9 protein-coding genes are annotated in these 13,138 nt (G+C 71.7%); 1 reads left to right on the top strand and 8 read right to left on the bottom strand.

Annotation, left to right across the window (positions count from 1 at the left end; genetic code table 11):
• Window positions 1-45: 45 nt before the first annotated feature.
• The 8 genes from nusB to WMF20_RS40880 form a co-directional block, all read right to left on the bottom strand.
• Window positions 46-468 carry a transcription antitermination factor NusB gene (gene nusB, locus WMF20_RS40915; RefSeq protein ID WP_020740334.1) on the bottom strand — a complete coding sequence of 141 codons (423 nt, stop codon included), beginning with the start codon at window positions 466-468 and terminating at the stop codon, window positions 46-48.
• Between the two features lie 16 nt (window positions 469-484).
• Window positions 485-994, bottom strand: coding sequence for a 6,7-dimethyl-8-ribityllumazine synthase (ribH, locus tag WMF20_RS40910; protein WP_129579335.1), 510 nt, complete (start codon window positions 992-994; stop codon window positions 485-487).
• A 109-nt stretch (window positions 995-1,103) separates the two neighbouring features.
• The gene (ribB, locus tag WMF20_RS40905) at window positions 1,104-2,291 is read right to left on the bottom strand and encodes a 3,4-dihydroxy-2-butanone-4-phosphate synthase (protein ID WP_437607125.1); all 1,188 of its coding nucleotides are present in this window, start codon (window positions 2,289-2,291) and stop codon (window positions 1,104-1,106) included.
• 37 nt (window positions 2,292-2,328) lie between these two features.
• Window positions 2,329-3,072, bottom strand: a complete 744-nt coding sequence (locus WMF20_RS40900; RefSeq protein ID WP_437607124.1) for a riboflavin synthase — start codon at window positions 3,070-3,072, stop codon at window positions 2,329-2,331.
• 17 nt (window positions 3,073-3,089) lie between these two features.
• Window positions 3,090-3,452 (bottom strand): PilZ domain-containing protein, encoded by a 363-nt coding sequence (locus WMF20_RS40895; protein WP_437315359.1) that lies wholly within the window; start codon window positions 3,450-3,452, stop codon window positions 3,090-3,092.
• A gap of 6 nt (window positions 3,453-3,458) precedes the next feature.
• Entirely contained in the window at window positions 3,459-6,194 is a 2,736-nt protein-coding gene (locus WMF20_RS40890) for an Rne/Rng family ribonuclease (RefSeq protein WP_437607123.1), read from the bottom strand.
• Between the two features lie 1,015 nt (window positions 6,195-7,209).
• On the bottom strand, window positions 7,210-7,758 hold the full coding sequence (locus WMF20_RS40885; protein ID WP_437607122.1) for a hypothetical protein: 549 nt from the start codon (window positions 7,756-7,758) through the stop codon (window positions 7,210-7,212).
• A 321-nt stretch (window positions 7,759-8,079) separates the two neighbouring features.
• Window positions 8,080-9,645 (bottom strand): acyl-CoA carboxylase subunit beta, encoded by a 1,566-nt coding sequence (locus WMF20_RS40880; RefSeq protein ID WP_437607121.1) that lies wholly within the window; start codon window positions 9,643-9,645, stop codon window positions 8,080-8,082.
• A 694-nt stretch (window positions 9,646-10,339) separates the two neighbouring features.
• Between WMF20_RS40880 and WMF20_RS40875 the strand changes: the two genes are divergently transcribed.
• Window positions 10,340-13,132, top strand: coding sequence for a protein kinase domain-containing protein (locus WMF20_RS40875; RefSeq protein WP_437607120.1), 2,793 nt, complete (start codon window positions 10,340-10,342; stop codon window positions 13,130-13,132).
• Window positions 13,133-13,138: the final 6 nt, after the last annotated feature.

The raw sequence follows: 13,138 nt of genomic DNA, 5'->3' as shown, positions 1-13,138 counted from the left end.
GGCCGCGGCGCTCAGCTGGCCGCGGCGCTCAGCTGGCCGCGGCGCTCAGCGATCCCGGTCGATGCGGCCGAGGTTCTCGGCGACCCGGTCGAGCACGCCGTTCACGAAGGCGCCGCTCTCCTCGCTGCCGTAGCGCTTCGCGAGCTCGACCGCCTCGTCGAGGATGACCGCGCGCGGCACCTCCGGGTGCTTCATGAGCTCCCACGCGCCGAGCCGGAGCACGTTGCGGTCGACCCGCGCCATCCGCTCGAGGCGCCAGTTCGTGCTCGCCTTGCGGATCGCCTCGTCCACGGCCGCGAGGTCCTTGGCGACGCCGTGCACCACCTCGTCCGCGTAGGCGCGCCCCTCTGGATCCCCCGGCGTCTCACGCCAGAAGGTCGCGACCACGCGGGACGCCGGGTTCCCGCCGGCCTCCAACGCGAACAGCATCTGCAAGGCCGCCTCGCGGCCTGTCGAACGCGCACCCATCGCTCAGAACCTTCGTCTACAGGCCGGCGGCGTCCAGCGACGCGCCGAGCGAGAGCATCTCGATCGCGCTGACCGCGGCCTCCCACCCCTTATTGCCATGCTTCGTGCCGGCGCGCTCGATCGCCTGCTCGATCGAGTCGGTCGTGAGGACCCCGAACGTGACCGGCACCCCGGTCTGGAGCGACACCGTCGCGATCCCCTTCGTGACCTCGGCCGCCACGTAGTCGAAATGCGGCGTCGAGCCCCGGATGACGGCGCCCAGGGTGATGATCGCGTCGACGCTCTTCTTGTGCGCGAGCCGCCCCACGATGGTGGGCATCTCCCACGCGCCCGGGACGCGCACGATGGAGGTCCGCTCGAGCGCGCCGCCGTGCCGCGCGATGGCGTCGAGCGCGCCCTCGACCAGGCGGTCGACGATGAAGTGGTTGAAGCGGCTCGCCACCACCGCGAAGCGCGCCCCCGGCGGGACCACCAGGTTGCCTTCGATCACCCTCGCCTGTGCCTGCCCGACCGCTTGATCTGCCATCCGCCGTTCCTCTCTCTCGCCGCGCTGGGTGCGCGGCCTTCGCGCTCGCGATCCTCGTCCGAGCGCCCTTGCTCTCCGCGCGACCCGGCGCGCCAGCGCACCTCGCGCGTCAGGCCTCGCCCTTCATCGACACGAGCGGCACCCGCTCGGTCACGGTGAGCCCGAACCCGGTGATCCCGACGATCTTCGGCTGGCTGTTCGTGAGGAGCCGGATCTGGTGCACCCCGAGGTCCGCCAGGACCTGCGCGCCGAGGCCGAACTCCCGCAGCGTCGACGGCTGCTGCGTCCGCACGACGGGGGCGCTCTCGTCGGGGCCGGGGCCCTTCAGCTGGTCCAGCTCGCGGCCCAGGTCCCCGCGCGACGGGATGTAGACGACCACCCCGACGCCGGCGCCCTCGATCGCGAGCAGCGCCTCGCGCAGGTTCGAGCCGCCGTCGAAGGGCGTCGAGCTGAAGAGGTCCGCGATGGTCGAGCCGGAATGCACGCGGCAGAGGATGGGCTCCTGCGTCGCGACCACGCCCTTCGTGAGGGCGAGGAACTGCCGCTGCTCGTTGATCACCTCGTAGACGTACGCGGTCCACTCGGTGCCCGTGAGGTCGAGCCGCAGCGTCCGGTCGCTCACGCGGCGGACCAGGCGCTCCGTCTGGAGCCGGTACTGGATGAGGTCCGCGACCGTCACGATCAGGAGGCCGTGCTTCGCGGCGAACACCTCGAGGTCCGGCATGCGGGCCATGCTGCCGTCGTCGTTCATGATCTCGCAGATCACGCCCGCCGGCCGCAGCCCGGCGAGCCGCGCGAGATCCACGGACCCCTCGGTCTGGCCCGTCCGCACGAGCACGCCCCCGCGGCGCGCCTTCAGCGGGAACACGTGCCCCGGCGTGACGAGATCCTCGGGCCTCGCGTCGCGCGCGCTCGCGACCCGGATCGTGTGCGCCCGATCGGCGGCGCTGATCCCGGTCGTCACCCCGGTGCGCGCCTCGATGCTCACGGTGAAGGCGGTGCCGAGCGGCGGCCCGTTGCGCCCGGGCGCCGACATCATCGGCAGCTCGAGGCGCGCGACCTGCTCCTCGTCGAGGGCGAGGCAGATGAGGCCGCGCCCGTGCATCGCCATGAAGTTGATCGCCTCGGGGGTCACCGCCTCCGCCGCCATGCAGAGGTCGCCCTCGTTCTCGCGGTCCTCGTCGTCGACCAGGATCACCATCTTGCCGGAGCGGATGTGGTCCAGCGCGGTGTTCACGCGGTCGAGGACCGCCTTGTCGATGGTCAGCCGGTGAGGCATCGGACCCCCGGAGGTCATGTCGTGGCCGAGCTTGCCGCTCGAGGCTGACAGGGCCTCACCAGAATCCCCCCGCGCGCAGCTTTGCGAGGAGTCGTTCGTCGTGATCCGCATTCTCTCCCGTATTTCCACGCTCTTCGCCGCGCTCGGCAGAGGCATCGCTGTCGCGCGCGTCCCTGCTCGAGAGGCTCTGCAAGCCGGCGATCGACGCGACCTGGAGCGTCCGCGCCACGTAGCGCGCGAGCACGTCAACTTCAAGGTTGACGGCCGCGCCGGGGCGGAGCTCGCCGAGGAGAGTCCGGCCGATGGTGTGCGGCACCAGCATCACATCGAACCACGTCTCCGCGGAGCCCGGCGCGGACACGGCGTTGAGCGTGAGGCTCGCGCCGTCGACGGCGATCGAGCCCTTGGGAGCGAGGAACGGCGCGAGATCGGTCGGCGCGCTCACCCGCATGCGGAGCGCGTCGCCGGCGCGCGATTGCTCGACGACGCGGCCGAGCCCGTCGACGTGGCCCAGCACCACGTGCCCGCCCATGCGGGCGCCGAGCGGCGTCGCCCGCTCGAGGTGGACGCGCGCGCCGACCGAGAGCGCGCCGAGCGTGGTGCGGGCGAGGGTCTCGGAGGACATGTCGCACTCGAACCCGCCGGGCGCGATGCGATCGACGGTGAGGCAGGCGCCGTTCACGCTCACCGACTCGCCGAGCGTCAGCGGCCCGAGGCTCGCCTCGATGAGGGCGCGGGCCACGGCGCCGCCGCTCCGGCGGCGGAGGACCCCGATCGTCTCGACAAGCCCGGTGAACATCGCCGCAGCCCCTCTGCCTATTCCTTCGAGGCGCGGTGCCCCTGGCTCGTCAGGAGCTTGTCGATGAGCCCCTGCGAGTAGCTCGACAGCTCGGTGAAGACGACCCCCATCCCCTGCGGATCGTCGTGCACGCGCACGACCTCGCCGACGCCCTCGATCGTCTCGATGTCGTCCATGATCACGGTGAACCGCAGGTTCACCTTCGTCCCGACGGCGAGCGGCGTCTTCGACCGCACGAACACGCCGGTGCGCGAGATGTTCGTCACGTACTCGTTGATGAACGCGTCATAGGACTCGAACTCCTTGTTGATGGTGACGCGCTCTTCCTTGCGTCCCGTCTTCGCGTCGATGCTCTCCGGAGAACCCTGATCGTCCGCCATGGCGCCTTACCTGCCTTGCAGATCGAACTGCTCGAGGTGGTACTCCTTTCGGGGCACGAGATCGATCCGGCGCTGGAACAGCCGCTCCGCCTCCTGCACGGCGATGCGCTCGTCGTTCTTCAGGAGGTCGATCACGGCCGGATGCGCGTTCACCACGACCGAGTAGCCGGGCAGGTTCATCCGCTCGCGCCGGATCTGCCGCAGGATCTCGTACGCGACGGTCTGCTTCGATTGCAGCTGGCCCGTCCCGTCGCAGTAGAAGCACGGCTCGAGGATCGTGCGCCCGAGGCTCTCGCGCGTCCGCTTCCGGGTCATCTCGATGAGGCCGAGATCGGAGATCCGGTTCAGCGTGGTCTTCGCCTTGTCCTTGGCGAGCAGCTCCTCGAGGCGGCGGCGCACCTTCTCGCGGTTCTGGGCGCGCTCCATGTCGATGAGGTCGAGGATGATCAGCCCGCCGATGTTGCGGAACCTGAGCTGATAGGCGATCTCCTCGACCGCCTCCAGGTTCGTGGTCAGGATCGTCTCCTCGAGGTCCTTCGACCCCTTGCCGACGAACCGCCCGGTGTTCACGTCGATCGCGGTGAGCGCCTCGGCCTGATCGATGATCAGGTGCCCGCCCGACGGGAGCGGGACCTTCCGCGACAGCGCGCGCTGGATCTCGTCCTCGATGCCGTACGCGTCGAAGATCGGCTCGGCCCCCTCGTAGAGCTCCACCGCGTCGGCGCGCTCGGGCATGAACATCTCGACGAAGCGCCGCAGCCGGATGTACTCCTCGCGGTCGTCGATCACGATCTTCTCGATGTCGTCGGTGAAGAGGTCGCGGGCGGTCTTCAGCACGAGGTCGAGCTCGGTGTAGAGCACCGCGGGCGCCCTCACGCCGCTCTCGCGCTTCTTCGCCACCTCGCCCCAGAGGCGCACGAGGTAGCCGACGTCGGCCTTGAGCTGCTTCTTCGTGAGGCCCTCGGCGAGCGTGCGCACGATGAGCCCACCCTGCGGCGGCTTCATCGCCTCGATGGCGTCGCGTAACCGGGAGCGTTCTTTCTCCGAGCCGATGCGCTTGGAGATCCCGATGTGATCGACCGTCGGCAGGTACACGACGTAGCGGCCGGGGAGGGAGATGTGGCTCGTGACCCTGGCGCCCTTCGTCCCGATGGGCTCCTTCGAGACCTGGACGATGACCTCCTGCCCTTCGCGGACGACCTCGCGGATGGGGGTCGATTTCGAGATGCGCGGCGGCTCGTTCTGCCAGCTGCGCGCGCTCTGCTGGCCGCGCGCGGCGCTCTTGCCCTTGCCGTCCCGCGCCTGCTCGCGCCCGCGCTCTCGCGTCCGCTGCTCGCCGCGCCCGCGCTGCTCGCGATCGCGTCCGTCGCGTCCGCCCTGCTGTCCACGTCCGCCCCGGTCGCGGGTTTCGCGTCCCTCGCGGGTTTCACGTCCCTCGCGGGTTTCACGTCCCTCGCGGGTTTCGCGTCCCTCGCGGGTTTCGCGTCCCTCGCGGGTTTCGCGTCCCTCGCGGGTTTCACGTCCCTCGCGGGTTTCGCGTCCCTCGCGGGGCGCCTCGCGCGCTTCCGTGGCGACGGCCCCCTCGGGCGCGGCGCTGATCCCCTCGATGTTGGCGCGCCGGTCGCGCGTTCGTCCCGAGCGGCGCACGCGCGCCTCGCGCCGCCCGCGCGCGCGCCCGTTGCGCGCCCGCGCTGCCGGCGGCACCTCGTCGCCCGGCGCTTCGGGCGCTGCTTTCGCGACGGCGCCCTCGGCGGCTGGCGACGCGCCCGCCTCCTGCCCGGACGGCCACTCGCCGGAGGCGCGCGCAGCGGGCTCCGCGGACGCGGTCTCTGCGGCGGCTTCCGTCTCCCCGCGATCCGCGGCGTCGCTCCTCGCCTCTTGGCGCTCCTCGGCCGCGCTCCACACGTCGGCGGCGTCCTCCGGCGGCGGCGAGGCCGGCTCGACGTCGTAGGCGGGCGTGTCGAGCTCGTCGTCGTCCTCGGCCTCGGCTTCCTCCGGCCCGGCGTCGTCGGGCCCTGACTCCTCCGGACCGGCCTCGTCGACGTCGCTGCCGCTGCCTGCCGCGACCAGCTCCTCGTCGTCGTCGTCGTCCGCGCCGTCGTGCTCGTGTCCGCCGTCGAGCCCCGGCACCGGCTCGTCGTCGGCCTCGTCGAGGGTCACCATCGAGCCCACGCCGGCGAACGCCTGGCCGGAGGGGCTTCCGAGCACGTCGAGCGCCGTGGGCAACTCGATCGGCACGTCGCTCGTTTCGTCGAGCGGGCTGTCCGCCTCGAGCGGGCTCTCGGCCTCGAACCCTTCATCGGCCCCGAAATCCGCCCCTTCGTGGGGCTCGTGGTGTTCGGCTGCCGCGTCGGGGCCTTCGGGCGCGGCCTCCTCTGCGCCGGATAGCTCGTGAACCTCGCTTTCTTCAGGCCCGGGCGCCTCGCTGGCGCGCGCGGCGCGGCCTCGGGAGGAGGCGCGCTCCTCTTCGGCAGGACGGCGGTGCCCAGCCAGGTATGCCTCGAAGTCGTCGGGCCGGATGAGGTCCTCGACGTGCAGGAAGGCGGCTCGCTCGAGCCCCACGTCGATGAACGCGGCCTGCATCCCGGGCAATACGCGGCTGACCTTGCCGAGGTAGATGTTTCCGAGCGTCCCCTTGGAGCTCTCCCGCTCGAGATGCAGCTCAGCGATGATCCCATTTTCGATCAGCGCGACGCGTGTCTCGCGGATGTCCACATTGATGACGAGAAGGTTCTTTCCCATGTCGGATGCCGCACATCGGCGGCGCCGCCAAGCGTTACCACGGGTTGCCCGAGCCATGAAGGCGCAACCCGGCGCGCGCTGCGCGATTGAGGGCGTCGGGGGGTCGCAGGTCGCCGAGGTGGTCCGGCCGCCAGCACGTGAGCTACCTCGCGTATCCGCGGCGACGCCCCGAGGCGCGGCGGTTGCTGCTGCCGGCCCCGGGGCGCGGCGGCGCCTGGGGCCGGACCAGCCCTGGCCGGGGGGCGCCGGACCGCGTAGCGGCGCCGGCTGAGGCGCCGGCGGCGGTGGGACGGGGCCCCAACCTGGGACGGGGCCCCGACGGGGCCCCAACCTGGGACGGGCGCCCCCGGGCGCCCCAACCTGGGACGGGCGCCCCCGGGCGCCCCAACCTGGGACGGCGGTGCCCCAACCCCGGACGGTGCCCCAACCCCGGACGGGCGCCCCCGGGCGCCCCAACCCGGGACGGGGCCCCAACCTGGGACGGCGATGCCCCAACCTGGGACGGTGCCCCAACCCCGGACGGGCGCCCCAACCCCGGACGGGCGCCCCAACCCGGGACGGCGGTGCCCCAACCCGGGACGGGCGCCCCGCAACCTGGGACGGCGAGGCCCCAACCTGGGACGGCGAGGCCCCAACCCGGGACGGGCGCCCCAACCCCGGACGGCGGCGCCCCAACCCCGGACGGGCGCCCCCGCCCCAACCCCGGACGGGTATTCCCAGCCGCGAGCGGCCGGCTCTTGCGCGGCCTCCGACCGCCCCCGTCCTCTCGTCCCCCCCGGGCATCCTGCCGCCGTCGCCTGCCGTGCTGCCTCGCGCACCGCCCCCCGCGCCGCATGGTCCCGGCCGGCCCAGGCGAGCCCGCGCCGAGCGCGCCTGTCTCGCGAATGCAGCCACAGCAGATTCCACGCAGGCTGCAGAGCCCGGGCGACGCCCGCCGTGCCGGCGGCCATACAAAAGCCGAAGGGGGCGGCCATCGGACGCCCCCTTCGGAGATGACCTGCTGCTGGTCAGCGCCTCACATCGCGCACAGCGGCTCTTCGGATGCACCGCAGCTATCGGCGCACTCCTGGCAGATCGTGCATTGGATCAGGGCGTCGAAGGCCTCCACGCCGTTCGCGTGATCCGTCCGGCACCCCTCGATGCACGTCTCCGGCTCTGCCTCGTCGCTGCACTTATCGACACACTGCGCGAGCTTCAAACAACCGCCTTGTTCTCTGTCGCTCACGCAGCTGTCGAGGGCCTCTTTGCACGGCCCATCCGTGGCGCACTTGTAGCAGCCCGAATTGTCGCTGCGGCCGCACTCGTCCGTCGTGTCATCACACGTCGGGATCCCTGTCGAGGAAGAGCTCGCGGCGCCCGCGCCTCCATCGCCGCCCGAACCGCCGCCGCCGGCCTCGCCGCCGTTGCCGCCGTTGCCGCCGTTGCCGCCGCTGGTGCCGGAGCCGCCGCTCCCGTTGCTGCTGCTGGTGGTGGTGCCGGTGTTCGGCGGGTCGGTGTTGTCGTCACCGCACGCCACGAGGGCGCAACCGGAAATCAAAAACGCAGCGAATACCCAAGATTTCATGCTCAATACCTCCACAGAACCCAGCCGACCCCTCATTCGTATACTCGGCGACCCCCCAACGCTCGGTATGCCCGCCAAACCACCCGTCCTCCTGCAACCGGCCCCCGGGTGCGCTTGTGCAGATCGTTGGTCAGAGAGAAGCATCGCGCGTGGAGAGCAAAGAAAAACAGCCACGCAAGTTGTTTTTACACGCTTGGGATCGGCCGCGCAACGGCGTCGCTCGATCCGGCTCCCTCCTTCCAAGGCGTTCTAAGCGGTTTTGCAGGCCGATCTCTCGCTGAGCCGGGCTCTCGTGGGGCTCCCCGTGGCCCCAAAATTCTACTAAAGCGGGATGTTTCCGTGTTTCTTCGCTGGGTTCTTGTCCCGCTTGTCGCGCAGGAGGTCGAGGGCCCGCGCCAGCCGAATGCGGAGCATGCGAGGGTAGATCACCTCGTCTATGAAGCCGAGCTCGGCCGCCTTGTACGGGCTCGCGACGTTCGTCTTGTAGTCCTCGACGAAGCGTGCGCGGGCGGCGGCCGGGTCCGCCGCCTGCTGGATCTCCCTGCCGTAGACGATGTTCACCGCGCCCTCGGGGCCCATGAGCGCGATCTCGGCCGTCGGGAAGGCGAGGTTGTAATCGGCCCGGATGTGCTTGGACGCCATCACGTCGTAGGCGCCGCCGTAGGCCTTGCGCGCGATCACCGTGATCTTGGGCACCGTGGCCTCGGCGAACGCATAGAGCAGCTTCGCTCCATGCGCGATGATCCCCCCATATTCCTGGTCGAGCCCCGGGAGGAAGCCGGGGACGTCCACGAGCGTGACGAGCGGGACATTGAAGCAGTCGCAGAACCGGACGAAGCGCGCCGCCTTGATGCTGGCCTTGATGTCCAGGCAGCCGGCGAGCACCTGGGGCTGGTTCGCGACCACCCCGACGGGCGCGCCCCCGATCCGGGCGAGCCCGACCACGATGTTCTGCGCATAGCGCGCGTGGATCTCGAGGAAGCGGCCGTCGTCGACCACGGCGCGCACGAGCCGCTTGACGTCGTACGGCCCGGGCGGCTCGATCGGGATCATCGTGTCGAGCTCCGGCACCTCTCGGTCGACGGGATCGACCGCGGCGCGTCGCGGCGGAGCCTCGGTGTTGTTCGAGGGCAGGAACGAGAGCAGCTCGCGGACCTGCGCGAGCGCCGCCCGGTCGTCGGGAGCGGTGAGGTGGCATAGGCCGCTCCTGGCGGCGTGGGCGGCGGCGCCGCCGAGGTCTTCCGCGGTGACGTCCTCGTTGGTCACCGCCTTGATGATCTCGGGGCCGTTGACGAACATGGTGCTCGTCCGCTCGGTCATCAGGATGAGGTCGGTGATGGCGGGCGAGTAGACGGCGCCGCCGGCGCACGGCCCGAGGATCGCGCTGATCTGGGGGACGACCCCGCTCGCGAGCGTGTTGCGGAGGAAGATGTCGGCGTACCCGGCGAGCGACTCGAGCCCCTCCTGAACCCGCGCGCCGCCCGAGTCGTTCAGCGCGATGACGGGGGCGCCCACCTTCATCGCGAGGTCCATCACCTTGCAGATCTTCGAGGCGTACGCGCCGGAGAGCGAGCCGTCGAACACGGTGAAGTCCTGCGCGAACACCACGACCTTGCGCCCGTCGACGAGGCCCCAGCCGGTCACGACGCCGTCGCCGAGGACCTTCCGCTCGTCCATGCCGAAGTCGGCGCACCGGTGGACCACGAACCGGTCGATCTCGACGAACGATCCCGGATCGAGGAGCAGGTCGATGCGTTCCCGCGCGGAGAGCTTGCCGGCCTCGTGCTGCTCGGCGACGCGATCGCTCCCGCCCCCCTCGAGCGCGCGGCGGTTCATCTCGTCGAGACGAGCGAGCGCCGGACGCCCCAGGGCCGCCGAATCAGCCATGCCGCGCCCTACCACGGCTCCCCCCGGGGATCGAAACACCGTCGCGCGACAGCGGGCCAGCGCGGCGGCGGGCGGGCATGAGGGCGGAGCGGCGGAACGGCGCGACCGCGGCGGCGGACGGCGCCGCGGGGGACGGGCCCACCCGCTGGTACGACAACGACGACAATGGGCGAGGTCGTCGGAAATGTGCCCGATGTGCGGGAGGCGCGAGCCGGCGGCAAGCACGCGAGGGGCGGCGAGGGGCGGGGCACGAGGCGCGAACCGCGGAGACGCGCGGGACATGCGACGAAAAATGACCGGGCCCGGACGCCATCCGCCCTACTCTCTTGCACAGGCGAGGGGACACCACGTAACCTGGGCAGCGCCCATTTATCGCTGGTAAATGCAGGAATTTCCGACACATAGAGTCTGTGAGGACCGGGGCGCGCGGGCGGCCTTCGCCGCTCCGGCCCTGCCGCGTCGCGACTTCCAACGGGGCAGCTCAGGCCGGCGTGGCAGCAGAGCGGTCGCCTGCCACGGCGGCTGACGTGCGCCGCCTCGTGGGACGCGCACCGAGCGGCGGCACCGGCAGCCCTGCATCCGCCGCGGGAGCGCTGCGCCCTCGCAGCGCGCGCCGCCTTGCGCTCAGCGGTCCCAGCGTGGCCTTCCGCCTCGCGTCGCGCGGTGAGATCGTTTCGGACGAGAGGTCGCTCGAGTGAAGCTCGCTCAGACTCGCGAGGCTCGTGCCCTGGCCGTCGCCGCCGTGGCGCGAGGGCTCATCGAGCCCAACGCCCTTTGGGACATGGCCTGCCGATGGACCCTCGGCGGCGCGTCGACGCCCCAGGAGCTCTTCGAGGGGATCCTCACGCCGGAGCAGCTGGCAACGCTGCCGGAGCTGCTCGCGCAGGAGGGGCGCAGCCCGTCGGCCGCGCGCGCCCTCGCGCCGCAGCAGGAGGGGCGCAGCCCGTCGGCCGCGCGCGCCCTCGCGCCGCAGTTCGAGGATCCGGACGCGCTGCGCTTCGACACGCAGCGGGAGATCGATCTGCCCGGAGAGGAGGTGGTGGCCGATTTCCCGACGCTCGCGACCTCCGCCACGCGCGCCGTGAACGCCGGCGGCAGCCGCTACGAGGTCGGCGAGGCGCTCGGGGCCGGGGGCGCCGGGAAGGTGGTGAAGGCGCGCGACCGGGAGATCGGGCGCGTGGTGGCGCTGAAGACGCTGAAGCCCGGGGCCGAGGCGGACTCCGCGGTGGGCAACCGCTTCCTGACCGAGGCGCGCATCACGGCCCAGCTCGAGCACCCGAACATCATCCCGGTCTACGACCTGGGCACGCTGCCGAACGGCCAGCCCTACTACTCGATGCGGGTCGTCAAGCGGCAGAGCCTGCAAAACGTGCTGACGAACCCCGAGCTCCGCAAGCAGTGGCCGCTCGTCCGGCTCATCGGCGCGTTCGTGCAGATCTCGCGGGCGCTCGCCTACGCGCACCGGCGAGGCGTCGCGCACCGCGACATCAAGCCGGAGAACGTGCTGCTCGGCGACTACGGCGAGGTGTACCTCGGCGACTGGGGCAACGCGAAGCTGCTCTCGAGGGCGGAGGTGAGCGAGCCGATCAGCATCGACCCGGGCGGGCAGGACTTCGGCCGGAAGCGGCACGAGGCGGTCGCGAGCGCGCTCTCGGGCACGCCCGGGTACATCGCGCCGGAGCAGATCCGCGGGGATCAGAAGCGGATCGATCACCGCGCGGACATCTTCGCGCTCGGCGTGGTGCTCTACGAGATCCTCACCGGCGAGCACCCGTTCGACGCGCCGACCGTGCTCGCCGTGATCCTCGCGACGCAGACGCGCGACCCCAAGCCGCCGCGCTCGATCTCGCCGAGCTGCCCGCTCTTGCTCGAGGACCTCTGCCTGGCGATGCTCGCGAAGGATCCCGATCAGCGGCCGCCGACCGCCGACCGCGTCGCGGCGGAGGCCGAGGCGTTCCTCGAGGGCGCCAAGGAGCGGATGCGCCGCCGCGAGGAGGCGATCAAGCTCTGCGAGCTCGCCAAGGCCCCGCTCGAGCGCGACCGGCGGCTCGACGGCGAGCGCGAGCGGCTCGTCGAGGAGGCGCGGCGGCTGCTCAAGGACGTGAAGGAGTACGAGCCGATCGAGCGCAAGCGGGCCGGCTGGCAGCTCGAGGACAGGGCGGCCGGGGTCGAGCGCGAGCAGGCGCGCGCCGCGGCCGAGGCGATCGATCTCTACACGAAGGCGCTGGCGTACGATCCGGACCTGGTCGAGGCGCGCGCCGGGCTCGCGGACCTCTACTGGTCGCGCGCGGTGCGGGCGGACCAGGAGCACCAGCACGCGGCGCGCATCTACCACGAGGCGCTCGTCGCGGAGTTCGACGTGGGCCGCTACGCCGCGCTGCTCACCGCCGACGCGGTCCTCTCGGTCGACTCGTCGCCGCCGGGCGCCAGCGTCCTCGCGTACCGGTACGTCGAGAAGGACCGCATCCTCGTGGCGAGCGACGAGCGCGCCCTCGGCCGCACCCCGCTCCGCGAGGTGCACCTCAAGCCGGGCAGCTACCTCTTCGTCCTGAAGCGCGCCGGCTACCGGGACGTGCGCTACCCGCTGCTGCTCAAGCGGGGCACCCATCACCGCGTCGAGGTGAACCTCTACACCGACGCGGAGATCGGCGAGGGGTTCGTCTACATCCCCGGCGGGACGTTCATCGCCGGCGGCGACGCGCAGGCCTATGATCCGCTCCGCCGCGCCGAGCTCCACGTCCCCGACGTCGCGATCGCCAAGTTCCCCGTCACCTTCCGCGAGTACTGCGAGTTCTTGAACGAGCTCGAGACGCGCGATCTCGATCTCGCGCTCAAGCGCGCGCCGCACGGGACGCGCGGCTCCGAGGGCTACGTCGCGCGGCCGGCCAGCGGCGGCGGGTGGGAGCCGCTGCCCACCGTCGTCGAGGGCGACGCGCAGAAGCGGTTCCCGGCCGAGGAGGGGCACCTCTGGAACCTGCCCGTCATCCTCATCGACTGGTTCGACGCCGTGGCCTACTGCCGCTTCCGGAGCGAGCGCGACGGGATCGAGGTCCGGCTCCCCACCGAGCTCGAGTGGGAGAAGGCGGCGCGCGGGACCGACGGCCGGTTCTACCCGTGGGGGGATCATTTCGATCCCACGTTCTGCCTGATGCGCTCGTCGCGGCCTTTCCTCGCGCAGCCGGAGCCGGTCGGGACGTTCCCCATCGACACCTCGCCCTACGGCGTGCGCGACATGGCGGGCGGCGTGCGCGAGTGGGTCGCCGACGTGAACGGCGAGAAATCGTGGACGGAGACGTCGCGCGAGATCGAGTCGACCGCCGACGCCGGCAGCGACGCGCCCCCGTGGCGCATCGCCCGCTCGGGGAGCTGGGCCGCGGACTCGCAGCAGTGCAGGAGCGCGTCGCGCACCCGCTTCTTCGGGGTCACGCGGGCCCTGAACCTGTCGTTCCGGATCGCGAAGCCGCTCTCGCGCGGCCCGGGCCGCTGAGCGGGC

It is taken from the genome of Sorangium sp. So ce834 (assembly GCF_051521425.1).
GTDB lineage: Bacteria > Myxococcota_A > Polyangia > Polyangiales > Polyangiaceae > Sorangium > Sorangium cellulosum_D.
This window is presented reverse-complemented; position numbering and strand designations above follow the sequence as displayed.

Bases quoted from the DNA above. Each gene is read 5' to 3' on its own strand.
- WMF20_RS40900 (WP_437607124.1), bottom strand. From the start codon at position 3,072: ATGTTCACCGGGCTTGTCGAGACGATCGGGGTCCTCCGCCGCCGGAGC.
- WMF20_RS40880 (WP_437607121.1), bottom strand. From the start codon at position 9,645: ATGGCTGATTCGGCGGCCCTGGGGCGTCCGGCGCTCGCTCGTCTCGAC.
- WMF20_RS40895 (WP_437315359.1), bottom strand. From the start codon at position 3,452: ATGGCGGACGATCAGGGTTCTCCGGAGAGCATCGACGCGAAGACGGGA.
- ribH (WP_129579335.1), bottom strand. From the start codon at position 994: ATGGCAGATCAAGCGGTCGGGCAGGCACAGGCGAGGGTGATCGAAGGC.
- WMF20_RS40885 (WP_437607122.1), bottom strand. From the start codon at position 7,758: ATGAAATCTTGGGTATTCGCTGCGTTTTTGATTTCCGGTTGCGCCCTC.
- ribB (WP_437607125.1), bottom strand. From the start codon at position 2,291: ATGACCTCCGGGGGTCCGATGCCTCACCGGCTGACCATCGACAAGGCG.
- WMF20_RS40890 (WP_437607123.1), bottom strand. From the start codon at position 6,194: ATGGGAAAGAACCTTCTCGTCATCAATGTGGACATCCGCGAGACACGC.
- nusB (WP_020740334.1), bottom strand. From the start codon at position 468: ATGGGTGCGCGTTCGACAGGCCGCGAGGCGGCCTTGCAGATGCTGTTC.